This window comes from Rhizobium sp. N621 (genome assembly GCF_001664325.1).
GTDB classification, from domain to species: Bacteria; Pseudomonadota; Alphaproteobacteria; order Rhizobiales; family Rhizobiaceae; genus Rhizobium; species Rhizobium esperanzae.
The window spans coordinates 1503509-1522294 of the sequence record NZ_CP013495.1; the positions used below are offsets into that span (position 1 = coordinate 1503509).

19 protein-coding genes are annotated in these 18786 nt (G+C 62.0%); 9 read left to right on the top strand and 10 right to left on the bottom strand.

The window, feature by feature from the left end:
- Positions 1 to 25: 25 nt before the first annotated feature.
- The 3 genes from purF to radA all read right to left on the bottom strand — a co-directional run bounded on the left by purF (position 26) and on the right by radA (position 3853).
- Positions 26 to 1516 (bottom strand): amidophosphoribosyltransferase, encoded by a 1491-nt coding sequence (gene purF, locus AMK00_RS07315; protein ID WP_064801591.1) that lies wholly within the window; start codon positions 1514 to 1516, stop codon positions 26 to 28.
- A gap of 231 nt (positions 1517 to 1747) precedes the next feature.
- Positions 1748 to 2365, bottom strand: a complete 618-nt coding sequence (locus tag AMK00_RS07320; RefSeq protein ID WP_064801593.1) for a CvpA family protein — start codon at positions 2363 to 2365, stop codon at positions 1748 to 1750.
- Positions 2366 to 2455: 90 nt separating this feature from the next.
- Entirely contained in the window at positions 2456 to 3853 is a 1398-nt protein-coding gene (radA, locus tag AMK00_RS07325; RefSeq protein WP_064810035.1) for a DNA repair protein RadA, read from the bottom strand.
- A gap of 166 nt (positions 3854 to 4019) precedes the next feature.
- Here radA and AMK00_RS07330 point away from each other — a divergent pair, with 166 nt between their 5' ends.
- Entirely contained in the window at positions 4020 to 4655 is a 636-nt protein-coding gene (locus tag AMK00_RS07330) for a LysE family translocator (protein ID WP_064811665.1), read from the top strand.
- 9 nt (positions 4656 to 4664) lie between these two features.
- On the opposite strand, the gene alr is transcribed toward AMK00_RS07330, so the two are convergent.
- Complete coding sequence (gene alr, locus AMK00_RS07335) at positions 4665 to 5828, bottom strand: alanine racemase (protein WP_064810036.1); 1164 nt, start codon at positions 5826 to 5828, stop codon at positions 4665 to 4667.
- A 186-nt stretch (positions 5829 to 6014) separates the two neighbouring features.
- Here alr and AMK00_RS07340 point away from each other — a divergent pair, with 186 nt between their 5' ends.
- The 3 genes from AMK00_RS07340 to AMK00_RS07350 all read left to right on the top strand — a co-directional run bounded on the left by AMK00_RS07340 (position 6015) and on the right by AMK00_RS07350 (position 7922).
- Complete coding sequence (locus AMK00_RS07340) at positions 6015 to 6836, top strand: AraC family transcriptional regulator (protein WP_064811666.1); 822 nt, start codon at positions 6015 to 6017, stop codon at positions 6834 to 6836.
- Between the two features lie 67 nt (positions 6837 to 6903).
- Complete coding sequence (locus tag AMK00_RS07345; RefSeq protein WP_064810037.1) at positions 6904 to 7623, top strand: AzlC family ABC transporter permease; 720 nt, start codon at positions 6904 to 6906, stop codon at positions 7621 to 7623.
- Positions 7620 to 7922 (top strand): AzlD family protein, encoded by a 303-nt coding sequence (locus tag AMK00_RS07350; RefSeq protein ID WP_064810038.1) that lies wholly within the window; start codon positions 7620 to 7622, stop codon positions 7920 to 7922. The genes AMK00_RS07345 and AMK00_RS07350 overlap by 4 nt, the downstream gene beginning before the upstream one ends.
- Before the next feature lie 24 nt (positions 7923 to 7946).
- On the opposite strand, the gene AMK00_RS07355 is transcribed toward AMK00_RS07350, so the two are convergent.
- The 6 genes from AMK00_RS07355 to AMK00_RS07380 all read right to left on the bottom strand — a co-directional run bounded on the left by AMK00_RS07355 (position 7947) and on the right by AMK00_RS07380 (position 13634).
- The gene (locus AMK00_RS07355) at positions 7947 to 9443 is read right to left on the bottom strand and encodes a replicative DNA helicase (RefSeq protein ID WP_064692681.1); all 1497 of its coding nucleotides are present in this window, start codon (positions 9441 to 9443) and stop codon (positions 7947 to 7949) included.
- A 372-nt stretch (positions 9444 to 9815) separates the two neighbouring features.
- Entirely contained in the window at positions 9816 to 10394 is a 579-nt protein-coding gene (rplI, locus tag AMK00_RS07360) for a 50S ribosomal protein L9 (RefSeq protein WP_010013418.1), read from the bottom strand.
- A 22-nt stretch (positions 10395 to 10416) separates the two neighbouring features.
- A complete protein-coding gene (locus AMK00_RS07365; RefSeq protein ID WP_064810039.1) occupies positions 10417 to 11403 on the bottom strand; it encodes a DUF2232 domain-containing protein in 987 nt (328 codons plus the stop codon).
- A 156-nt stretch (positions 11404 to 11559) separates the two neighbouring features.
- Positions 11560 to 11808 (bottom strand): 30S ribosomal protein S18, encoded by a 249-nt coding sequence (gene rpsR, locus AMK00_RS07370; RefSeq protein ID WP_004680498.1) that lies wholly within the window; start codon positions 11806 to 11808, stop codon positions 11560 to 11562.
- A 12-nt stretch (positions 11809 to 11820) separates the two neighbouring features.
- Entirely contained in the window at positions 11821 to 12279 is a 459-nt protein-coding gene (rpsF, locus tag AMK00_RS07375; protein ID WP_004680499.1) for a 30S ribosomal protein S6, read from the bottom strand.
- A gap of 311 nt (positions 12280 to 12590) precedes the next feature.
- Positions 12591 to 13634 (bottom strand): aldo/keto reductase, encoded by a 1044-nt coding sequence (locus tag AMK00_RS07380; RefSeq protein WP_064810040.1) that lies wholly within the window; start codon positions 13632 to 13634, stop codon positions 12591 to 12593.
- A 201-nt stretch (positions 13635 to 13835) separates the two neighbouring features.
- Here AMK00_RS07380 and fabD point away from each other — a divergent pair, with 201 nt between their 5' ends.
- The 5 genes from fabD to mltG all read left to right on the top strand — a co-directional run bounded on the left by fabD (position 13836) and on the right by mltG (position 18776).
- The gene (gene fabD, locus AMK00_RS07390) at positions 13836 to 14780 is read left to right on the top strand and encodes an ACP S-malonyltransferase (protein ID WP_064811667.1); all 945 of its coding nucleotides are present in this window, start codon (positions 13836 to 13838) and stop codon (positions 14778 to 14780) included.
- 30 nt (positions 14781 to 14810) lie between these two features.
- Entirely contained in the window at positions 14811 to 15548 is a 738-nt protein-coding gene (gene fabG, locus AMK00_RS07395; protein WP_010061153.1) for a 3-oxoacyl-[acyl-carrier-protein] reductase, read from the top strand.
- Between the two features lie 286 nt (positions 15549 to 15834).
- Complete coding sequence (locus AMK00_RS07400) at positions 15835 to 16071, top strand: acyl carrier protein (protein WP_003547058.1); 237 nt, start codon at positions 15835 to 15837, stop codon at positions 16069 to 16071.
- Positions 16072 to 16164: 93 nt separating this feature from the next.
- Positions 16165 to 17427 (top strand): beta-ketoacyl-ACP synthase II, encoded by a 1263-nt coding sequence (fabF, locus tag AMK00_RS07405; RefSeq protein ID WP_064810041.1) that lies wholly within the window; start codon positions 16165 to 16167, stop codon positions 17425 to 17427.
- Between the two features lie 131 nt (positions 17428 to 17558).
- Positions 17559 to 18776, top strand: a complete 1218-nt coding sequence (gene mltG / locus AMK00_RS07410; protein ID WP_064811668.1) for an endolytic transglycosylase MltG — start codon at positions 17559 to 17561, stop codon at positions 18774 to 18776.
- Positions 18777 to 18786 lie beyond the last annotated feature (10 nt).

Sequence of the window (18786 nt, forward strand, 5' to 3'; positions counted from 1 at the left end):
AAGCGAAAGTCAAAGCGGCAGCGGCTCAGCCGTTGCTGGCAAGCATCGAAAGCTTGTTGCCCATCGACTCGCCGTTCTTGTCGAGCAGGCGGGTCGGATAGTCACCTGTGAAGTAGTGGTCGGTGAACTGCGGACGGGCCGGGTTGCGGTCCTCGCCGCCGACGGCGCGGTAAAGCCCGTTGATCGACAGGAAGGCAAGCGAATCCGCACCGATATATTTGGCCATGGCTTCGACGTCGGCATATTGGTTGGCGAGCAGCTTGTCGGCGTCGGGCGTATCGATCCCGTAAAAATCCGGGAAGAAGATCATCGGGCTTGCGACGCGGATATGGACTTCGCGCGCACCGGCCTCGCGGATCATCTGCACGATCTTCAGCGATGTCGTGCCGCGCACGATGGAATCGTCGACCAGCACCACGCGCTTGCCTTCGATCATCGCCCGGTTGGCGGAATGCTTCAGCTTGACGCCGAAGGCGCGAATCTGCTGCGTCGGCTCGATGAAGGTGCGGCCGACATAATGGTTGCGGATGATGCCGTATTCGAAGGGGATGCCGCTTTCCTGGGCATAGCCGAGAGCTGCGGGCGTGCCGCCATCCGGCACCGGCACGACGACATCGGCATCGACAGGCGATTCCTTGGCGAGATTCATGCCCATGTTCTTGCGCGTCGTATAGACGTTGCGGCCGCCGACGACCGAATCCGGACGGGCGAAATAGACATATTCGAACAGGCAGAGACGCTCCGGCTGCGGCTTGCTGGGCTTGCGCGCATCGATGCTGATCGAGCCGTCAGGCTGGATTTCGCATATGATGACCTCGCCGTTTTCTACGTCGCGGATGAATTTGGCGCCGATGATGTCGAGCGCGCAGGTTTCCGAGCAGAAGATCGGCTTGCCGTCGAGTTCGCCCATGACAAGCGGGCGGATGCCGGTGGGATCGCGCGCGGCAATCAGCTTGGTGCGGGTCATGGCAAGCATCGAATAACCGCCTTCCATCTGGCGGATGGCGTCGATGAACCGGTCGGACGTGGAAGCATGGCGCGAGCGGGCGATAAGATGCAGGACGACTTCGGTATCGGAGGTCGACTGACAGATGGCCCCGGTTGCGATGATCTGGCGGCGCAGCGTCAGGCCATTGGTGAAATTGCCGTTATGGGCAATGGCGATGCCGCCTTCCTCAAGTTCGGCAAACAGCGGCTGCACGTTGCGCATCGCCACTTCGCCTGTCGTCGAATAGCGTGTGTGGCCGATCGCTATGCTGCCGGGCAGGCGGGCGAGCGTCATCGGATTGGTATAGTGATCACCGACCAAGCCCATATGGCGCTCCTGATAGAAGCGTTTGCCGTCGAAGGAGACGATGCCGGCTGCCTCCTGTCCGCGGTGCTGCAGGGCATGCAGCCCGAGAGCCGTGAGAGCCGCGGCATCGGGATGTCCCAGAATTCCGAAAACACCGCATTCTTCATGCAGCGTATCTCCGTCGAGCGGATCGTCGATTGGGAAGGAATGGGACTGGTTCATTTCTGCGGGCCTCTGCTCTCACAAGAATGGATCGGCATTTCCAATATCATATATCGGAAACCTGGCAGCTTTCCGATAACGTCATGCTGAACGACATCTGCTTTCAAAGCCCGTTTGCCGGCTCTGAAACAGCTGAGGCCCGGCGGAGCTGGAATGCCCGGCCGGACCTTGACTTTACGTCCCGCTCAAATGGCAATTGCCGGACGGCGGGTCAAGCTCTTGAACACTGCGTCAATTCGCCGGCTGCTGCGCGCTGCCTGCAGGCGCGTCTTCCGCCGGCGCTTGATCGGCCGCCGGCGGCGTGGCGCCTTCGCTGCCCTGTGCCGGCGACTGCATCTTATCACGGAAGCTCGCCTGTATCATCTGGGCGAATTGCTCCGGCAGCACCGCCTTCAGCTTCACGACCATCGAATCCAGAAAGGGCTTCGACTTGGCCTCGTTGACCCAGGCCGGCCGGTGTTCGACATCGACCAGCCAGTTCCAGAAGGCGACGGCGACAACCATCAGCAGCAGGCCGCGGGCCGCGCCGAACAGGAAGCCGAGGGTGCGGTCGAGGGCGCCGATGCGGCTGTCGATGATGAAATCGGCGATCTTCATGGTGATGAAGGAGATAACGATGAGCGCGATCAGGAAGACGACGGCTGCCGAACCGGCGATCGCGATACGGTCGTCATCTGTGTACTTCTTCGCATAGGGCAGCAGGTACGGGTAGAGATAGTAGGCAGCGGCGGCCGAACCGCCCCAGCTCGCGATCGAAAGGATTTCCCGCGAAAAGCCGCGGACCATCGCCAGCACGGCGGAGAAGAGCACGACGCCGATGACAATACCGTCGAAAATCGTAATGGGCATGTAAATTCAACTCCAGGACTGCCGCTCGGCGGCCGTGTCGCGCCTTATCGTGTGCCTCCTATATCATCACCATTCCCGGCAATGAAAGGATCAAACCTCGTCTTCCACACGCAGCGCTCCCTTCGACCCGGCGATGCGCGCCACCAGATCCGGCAGGCTTTCGACCTCGCTCCATCGTCCGGAGCCCTTCGGCAGCTCAGCGGAGGCGGAAGGAAGCAGCGCTGCGGAAAAGCCCAGCTTCTCGGCTTCCTTGAGGCGCTGGGCGGTGTGCGCAACCGGCCGGATGGCGCCCGACAGGCTGACTTCGCCGAAATAGACGCAATCGGCTGGAAGGGCAATACCGGCGAGCGAGGAAACCAGCGCCGAGGCGACCGCGAGATCGGCTGCCGGCTCGGAAATGCGGTAGCCGCCGGCGATGTTGAGATAGACGTCGTGCTGGCCGAGCCTGACGCCGCAATGGGCCTCCAGCACCGCCAGGATCATCGACAGTCGGGCCGAATCCCATCCGACCACGGCGCGCCGCGGCGTGCCGAGCGAGGTCGGCGCCACCAGCGCCTGCACCTCGACGAGCACGGGCCGCGTGCCCTCCATGCCGGCGAAGACGGCAGCGCCGGCGGATTTTTCGTTGCGCTCGCCCAGGAAGAGTTCGGAGGGATTGGCGACCTCGCGCAGTCCTTTGTCGGACATTTCGAAGACGCCGATCTCGTCCGTCGGGCCGAAGCGGTTTTTGACCGTGCGCAGGATGCGGTAGTGATGGCCGCGGTCGCCTTCGAAATAGAGAACGGCATCGACCATGTGCTCGACGACGCGCGGCCCGGCGATCTGCCCGTCCTTGGTCACATGCCCGACGAGCACCATGGCGGCTCCCGTCTGTTTGGCGAAACGGATCATCGACTGCACGCCGGTGCGCACCTGCGTCACCGTTCCCGGTGCGGAGTCGGCAAGCTCGCTCCACAGCGTCTGGATGGAATCGATGATGACGAGATCCGGGCGTTTGCCCTCGGCAAGCGTCGCCAGAATATCCTCGACATTGGTTTCGGCCGCCAGCATCACGTCGGTATCGGCTGCGGCAAGACGTTGCGCCCGCAGCCGGACCTGCGCCACCGCCTCCTCGCCGGAGACATAGATGATCTTGTGGCCGCGCCGCGCCAGGGCGGCGGCGGCCTGCATCAGCAGCGTCGATTTGCCAATGCCGGGATCGCCGCCGATCAGCACCGCCGAACCGCGCACGAAACCGCCGCCGAGCGTCCGGTCGAGCTCCGACATGGCGGTATGGATGCGCGGTGCCTCCTCGATCTCGCCCGACAGCGCCGTCAGCGTCACCGGCCGGCCCTTCTTCGGCGTCTTGCCCGGACCGGAGCCGATGCCGCCCATCGGGTCTTCCTCGACGATGGTGTTCCACTCGCCGCAATTGTCGCATTTGCCGGCCCATCGGGTATGAACCGCGCCGCAATTCTGGCAGATGAACTGTGTCTTGGCCTTCGCCATCGATCTTTCTTTCAGTCGCGTTCCACAAATGAAGCCGTCGAAGGCTTCACCGAATCATTGTCGTGCTCGAGATAATGGCTATCGCGATGGATCAAAACTAATGATTTCCCCATCAGCCTTCGCCGTGCCTATGCTTTTCGCCTCTGATCATCAGAAACGGTGGAAGATGTTCGACTATTCGCTCGCGCACTGGCTTGCATTTCTGTCGGCGGCGGTTTTGCTCAACCTCTCGCCAGGTCCAGACATCGCCTACATCCTCGGCCATACGATGAAAGGCGGGAAACGCGCCGGTTTTTCCGCATTGTTCGGCGTCTGGTCAGGCGCCTGCCTGCATGTTCTGATGGCGGCATTGGGCCTTTCCGCTGTGCTTGCCGCTTCTGCCTTGGCATTCTCTACGGTCAAATGGCTCGGTGCCGCTTATCTCGTCTGGCTGGGCATTCAAGCTCTGCGCACCAGCGGCGACGGTGGCCTGATCAACGCCACTGGTGAGGAAATCCCAGCCGCAAGGATCTACCGGCAAGGAATCCTGGTGTCGCTGCTCAATCCGAAAGTGGCGATATTTTTCCTGGCATTCCTGCCGCAATTCGTTGTCGAGGGGGCAGGGCCGGCATGGGCCCAGCTGATGCTGCATGGCGGACTCATCATCGCCGTCGCCGCCTTCATCGAACCGCCGCTCGTGCTTCTCGGAGAACGCCTTGCCGATGCGCTCAGGCGGAATGCGAAAATCGGACGATGGCTCGATCGCAGCCTCGGCGCGCTTTTTGTGGCGCTCGGTGTGCGTCTTGCCCTGAGCAGTCGATGATAACGAGGCCTACTCCTCGGCCACATAGCGCCGTTCGTGACGCAGCCCCATGCTGGTGAGGATCTCGTATCCGATCGTGCCCGCTGCCCGCGCTACGTCGTCGAGAGGCATGTTCTTTCCGAACAGCTCGACATAATCGCCGGCGCGCACCGCGTTCTCTGGCAGGTCGGTGATATCGAAGATCGTCAGGTCCATGGTGATCCGGCCGGCAACCGGTACCTTATGCCCGGCGATGAAACCTTGTCCGCCTTGCGGCACAGCCTGGCGCAGAGGGACGCCGCCGCTCGATTGGCTGCGCATATAACCGTCGGCGTAGCCGGCTGAGACGATCGCCAGCCGACTTTCACGGCCAAGCTGCAGCGCCCGTCCATAGCTGACGGTCTCGCCGGCCCCGACGGTCCGAACCTGGATGACGCGCGCTTCCGCGGTCGCGACCGGCCGCATCAGGTTCGCCATGCCGCTGACCGCCTCGCCGCCATAGAGCGCGATGCCCGGCCGGGTCAGGTCGAAATGATAATCCTCGCCGAGAAAGATGCCGGCCGAGGCGGCAAGACTTGAATCGATGCCTTCATAGGCGGCCGTAACCCTACGGAATGATTCGAGTTGCTGCCGGTTCATGGCATGGCTGGGATCGTCGCCGCAGGCGAGGTGGCTCATGACCAGCACCGGCGCAAAACTGGCTGGCCGCGAGACGTCGTCGGCAAGGGCAATGGCGTCGTCGATGCGCAGCCCCAGCCGATTGAAGCCGGTATCGACATGCAGCGCGCAGGGATAATCGCCGTAATCGGCAAGCACCGCCATCCAGAAGGCGAGCTGCTCGTCGGAGGAAATCACCGGCACCAGATCATTGTCGAAGAACCGCCGTTCCGTGCCCGGCCATATGCCCGAGAGCACGAAGATGCGCGCCTCGGGCGCATAGAGGCGAAGGGTGACGCCCTCATCGACGGTCGCGACGAAGAAATCCCGGGCGCCTCCGAGGTAGAGCGCTTCGCCGGCATCCTCGATGCCTGTGCCGTAGGCGTCCGCCTTGACGACGGCTGCGGCGCGCGCTGCACCTGAGCGGCGCGCCATGTCGCGCCAATTTTCCGTAAGCGCGCTCAGGTCGACGGTCAGCCGCAGGCCTGCGGAAGTGAAGAGATCGTCGTCTTCGGAGAGGATGGGAAAATCTGTCATGAATCGCCGTGAAGAAATGAGGGGCCGTGTCGCCCAGTCTAGAGAGCATTGTGGCCAAGGAAAAGCGCAGGCGGTCACATATCACCCTTTGCCTGTCGTCCGATCACTTTTGTTCAAGACGCATGCCGGCTTCCGCGCTAATTCTATTGGATGCACAACGTATCGCAAAAAGAGGCCGCGGAGGCCATGCCGCTGGCCAATGTGGAATCGGCCCGCTTCTGGCGGGATACCCGTTTCCGCGGCATGGAGTGCCTGAGCGCTACCTTTCTCACGCATGAGTACGCGCCGCATGCGCACGATACCTTCAGCATCGGCGCGATAGAAAGCGGCACCCAGATCGCCACGCTCAGCGGCAGGCGGGAGGAAACCGGGCCCGGCGACCTTTATCTGATCGACCCCGGTGTCATCCATGACGGCGCTCCGGGCGGTGAAGGCTACCGCTACCGCATGATCTATCCCGACACGAAGCTGTTCGTCGATATTCTGGAGGATGTCACCGGCAAGGCCTTCCACGCGACGCCGTCCTTCGCCGGCGCGCTTCCACGCGATCTGCAGCTTGCCAATGCCTTTCATGCGGCCCATCGCACGCTCGAAAGCGGCGCAGGCGCTCTGGAGGCGGATGAAGGCATGTTCTCGGTTCTGGCGGCGATCTTTGCGCGTCACGGCAGCACGATTGTCGTGCCTGTCGATACGCAGGAGCGAAGCGCCGTCGCCCGCGCCCGCGAATACCTGGTCGAGAATTTCGATAGCGACGTCGGCCTCGAGGAATTGGCCGGAGTGGCGGGTTTGAGCCGTGCTCACCTCATCCGCGCCTTCCGCAAGGAATATCACATCACGCCCCATGCCTTCCTGACGGATCGGCGCGTGCAGGTCGCCCGCCGGCTGCTGCGGCAGGGGCGCATGCCGGCCGATATTGCGCTCGAATGTGGTTTTGCCGATCAGGCGCATTTCACCCGGCATTTCAAGGCGCGCACGGGCGTGACCCCCGGTCAATTCCGCACGGGCTGATCACTTTCGTTCAATACGGCCGTGGCGTGCTGGGCTACTCCTCCGCGATCTCGATTAGGAGGTTGCCATGTTGCAGCACAGCCGGCCATCCGGCGAATTTCGTCTTGGCGAATTTCTCGCCGGTATGCGCACCATCTTTCCGCTCGTCGTCGCCGTCTTGCCGATCGGCCTGGTCTTCGGCGCGGTCGCCGCCACCAAGGGCCTTTCGCCGCTGGAAACGACATTAATGAGCGCGCTGGTCTTTGCGGGTGGTTCGCAATTCGTGGCGATGGACATCTGGACGCATCCGGCAAGCTGGATCGGCGTCGGCTTCGCGGCACTGCTGGTCAATATTCGTCACGTGCTCATGAGCGCGTCGATCGGCACGAAGATGCAGTCCTTCCCCGGCGTCAAACGTTATATCGCCATGCTCTTCCTCGCCGATGAGCTCTGGGCCATGGCGGAATTCCGAGCCGGCAGCACAAGGCTGACACCCGCCTGGTATGCCGGCATCGTCACGCCCTTCTACCTCACCTGGATCGGTTCCTCGCTGACAGGCGCACTACTCGGCGCTTTCCTCGGCAATCCTGCCGTCATCGGCCTTGACTTCGCCTTTCCGGCTGTCTTCGTCGTGCTCGTCATGGGCTTCTGGAAGGGGCCGGAAACCGGCGCCGTGCTTGCCGCAAGCGGTGCCGCCTCCGTTGCAATCCACCATTTCGTGCCGGGGGTCTGGTATATCGCCGCCGGTGCGCTGGCAGGGCTGGCGATGGCCCTCTGGCAGGGCAGGGCGCGGGAGCAGGCGGCATGACGCTGGACAGCGATATCTTTTTCGCCATCCTCGCGATGGCTGCCGCAACTGTCTTCACCCGCGTCAGCGGTCTCGTCCTGATCCGGCATGTCGAGATCGATGAGCGCCGGAGAACGGCGATCGACGCCATTCCGCCGGCCGTGCTGATGGCCGTCATCGCCCCGACAGCCTTTGCGACCGGCTGGGCGGAGACGCTGGCATGCGCAGCAACCGCAATCGCCGCGCGCCGCCTGCCGATGCTTGCAAGCGTCGTGGTCGGCGTCGCGACGGTTGCACTGTTGCGGGCTGCAGGGCTCTGAAGAAAATCGACGCGGGAAACCGCGTCAATGTTCCTCGTATTGTATGAAGGAAGGATCTGCGAGATCGGCGAAGCGCGTGAATTCCGCCTGGAAGGCAAGCTTCACCGTGCCCGTCGGTCCGTGACGCTGCTTGGCGATGATCACGTCGGCGGTGCCCTTCACCTTGTCGAACAGCGCTTCCCATTCCGGATATTTGGGATCGTGAGGATCGCGCGGCTCCTGGTTCTTGACGTAATATTCCTCGCGGAACACGAAGAGCACGACGTCGGCATCCTGCTCGATCGAACCGGATTCGCGAAGGTCGGAGAGCTGCGGGCGCTTGTCGTCGCGGCTTTCGACCTGACGTGAGAGCTGCGAAAGCGCGATGATCGGAACGTTGAGCTCCTTGCCGAGCGCCTTGAGGCCAGTGGTGATCTGGGTGATTTCCTGGACGCGGTTGTCGCTTGATTTGCCGGAGCCGGTCATCAGCTGCACGTAGTCGACCACGAGCACGTCGAGGCCACGCTGGCGCTTGAGGCGGCGCGCCCTCGCCGAAAGCTGGGCGATGGAGATGCCGCCGGTCTGGTCGATATAGAGCGGCACCTTCTGCATCATCATCGAGCAGGCGACGAGCTTTTCGAAATCGGCATCGTTGATGTCGCCGCGGCGGATCTTCGAGGACGAGACTTCCGTCTGCTCCGAGATGATACGGGTGGCGAGCTGTTCCGACGACATTTCGAGTGAATAGAAGCCGACGACGCCGCCGTTCTTGGCTTTCATGCTGCCGTCCGACTGAACTTCGCCCTCATAGGCGGCGGCGATGTTATAGGCGATGTTGGTCGCAAGCGAGGTCTTGCCCATGCCGGGGCGTCCGGCGAGGATGATCAAGTCCGAACGCTGCAGGCCGCCCATCTTGGCATCAAGCGAATGGATGCCGGTGGAAATGCCGGAAAGGCCGCCGTCGCGCTCCTTGGCGACGGCCGCCATGTCGATCGCCAGCGCCACGGCGTCGTTGAAGGACTGGAAGCCGCCATCGTAACGGCCATTTTCGGCGAGCTCGAACAGCCGGCGTTCGGTATCCTCGATCTGCGACTGCGGCGGCATATCGAGCGGCGCGTCATAGGCGATGTTGACGACATCCTCGCCGATGGTGATCAGCGCCCGGCGCAGCGCGAGATCGTAGATCGCCCGGCCGTAATCCTCGGCGTTGATGACCGTGACCGCGTTGCTGACAAGGCTTGCCAGATATTGCGAAACCGTCATGTCGCCGACTTTCTCGTCGGCTTTCAGGAAGGTCTTGATCGTCACCGGATTGGCGATCTTGCCCATGCGGATGATGTCGCCGGCGACCTCGAAGATCTTCCGGTGCAGGGGTTCGTAGAGATGGATCGGCTTCAGAAAATCCGACACCCGGTAATAGGCGTCGTTGTTCATTAGGATGGCGCCGAGAAGCGCCTGCTCGGCTTCGATATTGTTGGGTGCTTCGCGGTAATGCTGCTCCGACGGAGCAACAGCTGCAATCTTTCGAGCGGCGTCGTTCATCATCATCCGTTCTGTCTTTTTCCAACTCCGGATTTGCAATTCCGGATGGAGAAAATCAAGGGGCTGCGAAAGGAGCGGGGCTCGTCTCGCCTAAATCCTGAACGCTGTGCCCATTGTTCGACTTCTCCACAGTCCCGGGCGCCACAAATGCGAAATACTGGCAGTGTCACCCGCAGGACACGGTACGGAGCCGACTCAGCTCATCCGTTCCGGAGAAGGATATGTTAGCCCGATGACATCGGGCACGCAGCAAAAACATCCGGGTAATCCCCCGCTAAAAAAGCGACCCGCTGCGCGAACCCGGAACGCACGGAAAAGAAAAAGCCCGGCGCAACGGCCGGGCTTCCCTCACGCGGATCGTACCGGCGAGACTTATGCTTCGTCTTCGTCGAGGCCGTCGGCTTCCGGATCGAAGAAGTCTTCGGGACGCAGCGCGTCTTCATCGACACCGTAGATCGCGTCGACCGAGGTGAGTTCTTCACCCTTGGCCTGACGCTCGGCCTCTTCGGCGGAACGGGCAACGTTCAGCTCGACATGGATTTCGACTTCGGCATGCAGCTGCAGTTCGACCTTGTGCAGGCCGATCGCCTTGATCGGCGTGTTCAGGTGAACCTGGTTGCGGCCGATGTTGAAGCCTTCGGCGGCGAGAACTTCGACGACGTCACGGGCAGCGACCGAGCCATAGAGCTGGCCGGTTTCGCCGGCGGAGCGCACGACGATGAAGGACTTGCCGTCGAGAACGTCGGCGACCTTCTGGGCTTCCGACTTGCGCTCGAGGTTGCGGGCTTCGAGCGTCGCACGCTCGGATTCGAAACGAGCCTTGTTGGCAGCGTTGGCGCGAAGCGCCTTGCCGAGCGGCAGCAGGTAGTTGCGAGCAAAGCCGTCGCGAACCTTTACGGTTTCGCCCATCTGGCCGAGCTTGGAGATGCGTTCGAGAAGGATGACTTCCATTTTCTTGTTCCTTTCTTGTGTCTCAGATTTTCGTGTCGGATTGTTTGGAGGTATCGGCATCTTTCGCCGGGGTGAGCGCGATCGCTTTGCGCGTATCGCTGAGACCCAGGACGAGGATGAGGAGAGCTGGCAGCAGCATGAGTATCGAAGCCAGGTAGCAGAGGATGAGGGCCGGTATGCGCCAGTCCTTTCCACGTGTGCGGAAATGCAGGGAGGCGAAGCCGGAGAGCATGAAACCGGCCCCGAAGGTGCCGATCACGGTGGCGCCGACGAGCGCCGGAACGCCGCCGAAGAAGCAGGCAGCAAGCCCGGCCAGGAAGATAAAGATCGAATTGCGGTTCATCCGCAGCGATGAGGGAATATCCTCGCGCGGCCGAAGGCCCTGGCCGGATGCGGCGACGATGCGCACGGCGAAGTAATAGGCGGCAAACAGCATGCTGACCCACATGCCGCCCTGCACGGCCGGCAGCATCAGCAGGATCAGCGATTTTGTCTGCGCGGTCGCCGCCGGATCGGGCATGAATTCCGGCTGCTGCTGCTTGACCGAGGTGATCAGCAGATCGACAATCGGGTCGGTGATATCAGGCCCATAGCCGATCATTACGCCGATGACGATGACGGCAAGCGTCACCAGTCCGCAGAGATGCAGCAGGATATCGGAGAGCGGATACCAGGCAAGCAGATGGTCGGGGCCGCCGAGTTCGGAGGCGGGACGCGCGAGATTGGCAAGATGGCTGAGCCAGCCGGCCGGCAGCAGCGTCACCAGCGTCATGATGAGCGCGAAAGACGGGGAGATGAGGACCGCACCAAGCGCCGCTCCCGTGACGACGGCCGAAATCCCGGCGGCATTGCCCCAGCCAAGCCCGACGATCAGGATCGGCAGCGCCGAGGCCGTGTAGAGGAGCGCGCTGAAAAACGACGGCTGCATGCTCGCGCCCAGCACAAGCAGGGCGGCGGTCAATCCGGCGAGTGCGCCGATCAGCAGCGTTTTAAGATCCGGTCGTTTCAAAGTCGCTGTCCTGCTTCATCAAGCAGTTAGAGGCTGTTGCTGAATCGAATTCAGAAACGTCTCAACATGGGTTTTAAAGATTCCGATCCGCGCCCATCGCGAAAGGGAGAAGGGAAGGCACGAATGCCTTCCCCCAAATCTGATTGCGTCGGCCGATTAAGCGACGACGTAGGGCAGCAGGCCGAGGAAACGGGCGCGCTTGATCGCCTGGGCGAGTTCGCGCTGCTTCTTCTGGGAAACGGCCGTGATGCGCGACGGAACGATCTTGCCGCGCTCGGAAATGTAGCGCTGCAGCAGGCGGACGTCCTTGTAGTCGATCCGCGGTGCGTTTGCGCCTGAGAACGGGCAGGTCTTGCGACGGCGATGGAACGGACGACGGACCGGTGCGGAGGAAGCTTCAGACATTCTTATATCTCCTTATGCACGGTCTTCGCGGGGAGCGCGATCCGGACGCGGGCCACGCTGGAAATCGCCGTCACGGCGCGGCGGACGGTCGCCGAACTCGCGGCGCGGGCCACGATCGCCGCCTTCGCGCGGGCCGCGGTCGTCGCGGTCGCGCTTCTGCAGCATGGCAGACGGGCCTTCTTCGTGCTTTTCGACGGCGATGGTCATGTAGCGAAGAACGTCTTCGCTGATGCGCATCTGACGTTCCATTTCCTGGATCGCTGCTGCCGGTGCATCGATGTCCATCAGGGCATAATGCGCCTTGCGGTTCTTCTTGATGCGATAGGTGAGGGACTTGAGGCCCCAGTTTTCGATGCGCCCGACTTTACCACCGTTAGCTTCGATCACACCCTTGTACTGTTCTACGAGGGCATCGACCTGCTGAGCGGAAATATCCTGCCGGGCAAGGAATACATGTTCATAAAGAGCCATGACAGCTTTGCCTTTCTTGCGTTTGGTTCAACCCGATATTCGGCGGCTAAGCCTCAACGACTGCTCCTGATTGGGCGGACCCAGGCAAGAAAAGCGTTTCCGAGACGGTCGAGAGCGGAGACACGGGAGGCTGGAACGCTTCCGTTCCGAACGATTTCCGAGAGGAAACCGGCCCTCCGTTCAGCCACCAGCCAGAAGACCGGGTTAACGAACAGCGCGGCTTATACGGATTTTTAGGGGAAAGGCAAGCGCAATCGGAGATTCGAACCCGACGCTGCCCAATCGGCAGCGTCGGGGCGATGCGGGATAGATCAGAGCGTCAGCGGATACTGCCGGTGCACCTTGGCGATCTCCGCCAGGATCTCATCCGAAAGCGTCAGGTCGGCCGCGCCGATATCGAGCTTCAGCTGCTCCATCGAGGTCGCGCCGATGATGACCGAGGTCATGAAGGGCCTCGAGCGGCAGAAGGCGAGCGCCATGATTGCCGGATTGAGGCCGTACCGGGCTGCGAGCGCCAAATAGGCCTTGGTCGCCGGCTCCTGCAGCGGCTGCAACCGGCCGCCGATATCGGGATTGATCGACGCGCGCGAACCCCTCGGCCTCAGACCATCGACATATTTGCCGGTCAGGATGCCGCCGGCGAGCGGCGAATAGGCAAGCAGCCCGACGTCCTCGTGATGCGAGAGTTCGGCGAGATCGAGGTCGAAATGGCGGTAGAGCAGATTGTACTCGTTCTGGACGCTGGCGACGCGCGGCAGGCCCTTCTGTTCGGAGAGCGTCAGATATTTCTGGATGCCCCAGGTGGTTTCGTTGGAAAGGCCGATCGCGCGGATCTTGCCTTCCTTCACCAGCGCGCCCAGTGTTTCCAGGATCTCGGCCATATTGGCGACGGCCTTGTCTCGATCCTGGGTAAAGGGATTATAGCTCCAGTTCTGACGGAAGTGGAAATGGCCGCGGTTCGGCCAATGGACCTGGTAGAGGTCGACGTAATCCGTCCTCAGCCGTTTCAGGCTGGCCTCGAGCGCCATGCGGATGTTCTTTGCATCCGCGCCTTCGCCGCCGCGCAGATAATCGCGGCCGCGGCCGGCTACCTTGGTCGCAAGCACGATATCTCGACGCTTGCCTGATTTGCTGAACCAGCTACCGATATAGTCTTCGGTCCAGCCCTGTGTTTCGGGCGACACCGGCGTGGTCGGGTAGAGTTCGGCGGTATCGAAGAAATTGATGCCCTTCTCGACGGCGTAGTCCATCTGCGCATGAGCGTCGGCTTCGCTGTTCTGCGAGCCCCAGGTCATGGTGCCAAGGCAGATTTCTGAAACGGAAATGTCGGTTCGGCCTAGGGAATTGTACTTCATGGAAAAACCTTGGGAGAGAGAGGGAAGCCTTGGAAGGGTCTGGGCAAATCTAGGCTGGATTTGACGGAGCGCAAGAGCAAAATCCGGGCTTTTGCGCGGGCGCGAAAGGCTTTGCGGAGAATGGAGCGCCACTTGACTCTGCTGGAAAGAATGTCAATTGGAGGCAAAACAGCCTTGAGGGGCACAGTCAGGGACATGAACATGACCATCGCTTTCACTTTTCCCGGCCAGGGCAGCCAGGCCGTCGGCATGGGCAAGGATCTCGCCGAGAATTTCGCCGAAGCCCGCGCCGTTTTCGAAGAGGTCGATGAGGCACTTGGTGAAAAGCTTTCCGACGTCATGTTCAATGGTCCCGAGGACACGTTGACCTTGACGGCGAACGCCCAGCCGGCGCTGATGGCCGTCTCGATCGCCGTCGTCCGTGTTCTGCGGGCCAAGGGGCTGGATCTGCAGTCGAAGGTCGCCTACGTCGCCGGCCACTCGCTTGGCGAATATTCGGCACTCTGCGCCGCCGGCACCTTTTCGCTCGCCGATACGGCGCGGCTGCTGCGCATTCGCGGCAATGCCATGCAGGCCGCCGTCCCGGTCGGCGTCGGCGCCATGGCAGCGATCATCGGGCTGGAACATGCCGATGTCGTCGCCGTCTGCGAGGAGGCTGCGGCCACCGGCGCCTGCCAGATCGCCAACGACAATGGCGGCGGCCAGATCGTCATTTCGGGGGAGAAGGCGGCCGTCGAAAAGGCCGCCGGTCTTGCAACCGACAAGGGCGCCAAGCGCGCCATCCTGCTGCCGGTCTCCGCCCCCTTCCATTCCAAGCTGATGGCGCCCGCCGCCGAGGCCATGCGCGCGGCGCTGGCGACGGTCGCCAAGTCCGATCCCGTCGTGCCTCTGATCGCCAATGTCCGCGCCGCGCCGGTGACCGGCGCCGGCGAGATCGCCAGCCTCCTGGTCGAGCAGGTGACCGGTCAGGTCCGCTGGCGCGAGACAGTGGAATGGTTTGCCGCAAACGGCGTCACGACGCTTTACGAGCTCGGTTCCGGCAAAGTGCTGACCGGTCTTGCCCGCCGCATCGACAAAACAGTGAATGGCATCTCCGTCAGCGGCCCGGCGGATATCGAAGCGGCCGTCGCCGCCCTCATGGCCTGATTGATAGCTCCAGATATAAGGAACGTTTCCATGTTCGATCTTTCCGGCCGCAAGGCTCTCGTCACCGGCGCATCGGGCGGTATCGGCGAGGAAATCGCCCGCCTTCTTCATAAGCAGGGCGCCATCGTCGGCCTGCACGGCACCCGCGTCGAGAAGCTGGAAGCGCTGGCGGCCGAGCTCGGCGAGCGCGTCAAGATCTTCCCGGCCAACCTGTCGGACCGCGACGAGGTCAAGGCGCTCGGCCAGAAGGCCGAAGCCGAACTTGAAGGCGTCGATATCCTCGTCAACAATGCCGGCATCACCCGGGACGGCCTCTTCGTGCGCATGAGCGACGAGGACTGGGACGCCGTTCTCGAAGTCAATCTGACATCGACCTTCCGCCTGACGCGCGAGTTGACCCATCCGATGATGCGCCGCCGCTATGGCCGCATCATCAACATCACCTCCGTCGTCGGCGTCACCGGCAATCCGGGGCAGGCCAACTATTGCGCCTCAAAGGCTGGCATGATCGGCTTCACCAAGTCGCTGGCGCAGGAAATCGCCACCCGCAACGTGACCGTCAACTGCGTCGCCCCCGGCTTCATCGAAAGCGCCATGACCGGCAAGCTGAACGACAAGCAGAAGGAAGCGATCATGGGGGCGATCCCGATGAAGCGGATGGGCACGGGCGGCGAAGTCGCTTCGGCGGTTGCCTATCTTGCCTCCTCCGAGGCTGCCTACATGACCGGCCAGACGCTGCATGTAAACGGCGGCATGGCGATGATCTGAAACGATAAACGATCGGCTTGGGGATATTTCCGCCAATAGCATGTTGAGCAATCACGAAGCGTTGATTTTCTGGCTTTGCGGCAGACTTAAACCATGTTAAGCGGGCCATGACTGTGAACAGTCGTCCCGAGAAAGCAGACGGACCGGCGGGCTTTTCGCAAGCCTCGGAAATCTCTGAAGCCGGGTAAACGAGTTTGCCGAGGATGTCTGAAAACATCGCAGGCTGAAACAGGGTAGGGGTGCCGCGACGGCATTCCGATCAGGACATAAAGTCGAGGAAACCGACATGAGCGATATCGCAGAACGCGTAAAGAAAATTGTTATTGATCATCTTGGCGTCGATGCCGACAAGGTCGTCGAGAGCGCCAGCTTTATCGACGATCTGGGCGCCGACTCGCTCGACACGGTCGAACTTGTCATGGCTTTCGAAGAAGAATTCGGCGTTGAAATCCCCGACGACGCTGCCGACTCGATCCTGACGGTTGGCGATGCCGTGAAGTTTATTGAGAAGGCCCAGGCCTGATCCTGTAGATTTGAGAAAGGGCGGGCCTGGAGTCCGCCCTTTTCTTTTCGGCCTATTTCTCCATAGAACATAAGAGACGGGGGAAAGCACGCGATGAGACGTGTCGTCATCACTGGTACCGGCATGGTATCACCCTTGGGATGCGGAACTGAGGTGACGTGGTCGCGGCTGCTCGCCGGCCAGAACGGCGCCCGCCTCGTCACCGAATTCGAGGTCGATGACCTTCCCGCCAAGATCGCCTGCCGCATTCCCCTTGGTAACGCCGCAGATGGCGCCTTCAACCCTGATGAGTGGATGGAGCCGAAGGAGCAGCGCAAGGTCGATCCCTTTATCATCTTCGGCATGGCCGCCGCCGACATGGCGCTTGCCGATGCCAATTGGCATCCCGAGAGCGACGAGGATCAGATTGCCACCGGCGTGCTGATCGGCTCCGGCATCGGCGGCATCGAAGGCATCGTCGAGGCGGGCTACACCCTGCGCGACAAGGGCCCGCGCCGCATCTCCCCCTTCTTCATTCCCGGCCGCCTGATCAATCTGGTTTCCGGCCAGGTGTCGATCCGCCACAAGCTGCGCGGACCCAATCATTCGGTCGTCACCGCCTGCTCGACCGGCGCACATGCGATCGGTGATGCGGCGCGACTGATCGCGCTGGGCGATGCCGACGTCATGGTCGCCGGCGGCACGGAATCGCCGGTCAGCCGCATTTCGCTCGCAGGCTTTGCCGCCTGCAAGGCGCTGTCGACCCAGCACAACGACGACCCGCAGAAGGCTTCGCGCCCCTATGACCGCGATCGCGACGGCTTCGTCATGGGCGAGGGCGCCGGCATCGTGGTGCTCGAAGAGCTGGAGCATGCCAAGGCCCGCGGCGCCAAGATCTACGCTGAGGTCGTCGGTTACGGCCTGTCGGGCGACGCCTATCACATTACCGCGCCTTCCGAAAACGGCGAGGGTGCCGGCCGCTGCATGGCGATGGCGCTGAAGCGCGCCGGGCTGACGCCGGCCGACATCGACTACATCAACGCTCATGGGACTTCGACCATGGCCGACACGATCGAGCTCGGGGCGGTCGAGCGCCTTGTCGGCAACGCGGCGTCGAAGATCTCCATGTCCTCGACCAAGTCGGCGACCGGACACCTTCTCGGTGCTGCCGGCGCGATCGAGGCGATCTTCGCCACGCTCGCCATTCGGGACAACATCGCGCCGCCGACGCTCAATCTCGACAATCCCGAACGCGAGACGGCGATCGATCTTGTTCCGCACAAGGCGCGTGAGCGAGAGATCAACGTGGCCCTGTCCAACTCGTTCGGATTCGGCGGCACGAATGCATCGCTCGTGCTGCGCCGCTACGCGCAATAGAGGGTCCGCCGTAGCCGGCCGGGTGAAAGCACAACGGCCGGTAGCGGCTTCGTTGAACGGTGGCAGAACCTGCTTTTGCCGCATTGCTTCGCGAAATAGCGGAATGAGGGCTGAGTTATAGAGGATTGCCGGTGAGCGATACGACGAACCAGAGCAGCGATACCCAGGCGCAGAAGGGACCGATCATCCCGAAGTCGCCGAGCGAAGCCCTGCGTCCGGAACGTGTTCCGGAGCCGCCGAAGCGCTCCAGGAACGCTCGCAGCCAGATCGTCCTTTTCCTGAACTTCATCATGACGATGACGGTGCTGGTTTGCGTCCTTGCCGTCATCGGCTTCTATTACGCGACCTCGACTTATCAGAGCCCAGGCCCGCTGCAGACCAACACCAATTTCATCGTCCGCAACGGCGCGGGTCTCGCCGAAATCGCCTCGAACCTCGAGCGCAACGCGATCATCTCCGATGCCCGTATCTTCCGTTATCTCACCGCGACGCATCTTGCCGCCGGCGAGAGCCTGAAGGCCGGCGAATACGAGATCAAGGCGAGAGCCTCCATGAGCGATATCATGGAGCTGCTGAAATCGGGCAAGTCCATCCTCTATTCGGTGTCCTTTCCGGAAGGCCTGACGGTCCGCCAGATGTTCGACCGCATGCTGCAGGATCCGGTGCTGGAAGGCGACTTGCCGGCCGCACTGCCGGCCGAAGGCAGCCTGCGTCCGGACACCTACAAATTCTCGCGCGGCACGAAGCGCTCGGAAATCGTCGAACAGATGGCGGCTGCACAGCAGAAGCTGGTCAATCAGATCTGGGATAAGCGCGACGCCTCTCTGCCGCTGCGATCCAAAGAAGAATTCGTGACGCTCGCTTCGATCGTCGAAAAGGAGACCGGCATTCCCGACGAACGCGCCCATGTCGCTTCCGTGTTCCTGAACCGGCTTGGCAAGGGCATGCGCCTGCAGTCCGATCCGACAATCATCTACGGGCTGTTCGGCGGCGAGGGAAAACCGGCGGATCGGCCGATCTATCAATCGGATCTGAAACGGGACACGCCTTACAACACCTATGTCATCAAGGGCCTGCCGCCGACGCCGATCGCCAATCCCGGCAAGGATGCGCTGGAAGCCGTTGCCAACCCTTGGAAAACCCAGGATCTCTATTTCGTCGCCGACGGCACCGGCGGCCACGTCTTTGCCGCTACGCTCGAGGAGCACAATGCCAATGTCAAGCGCTGGCGCAAGCTTGAGGCCGACAAGGGTTCGGACCCGAACATCGCCGTCGACGGCCAGCCGGAAGAGCAGCCTGGCGACAGTGGCGCGACTGTCGTGCCGCCGAAGAAAAAGAAGATCAACTGACATTTCGGGA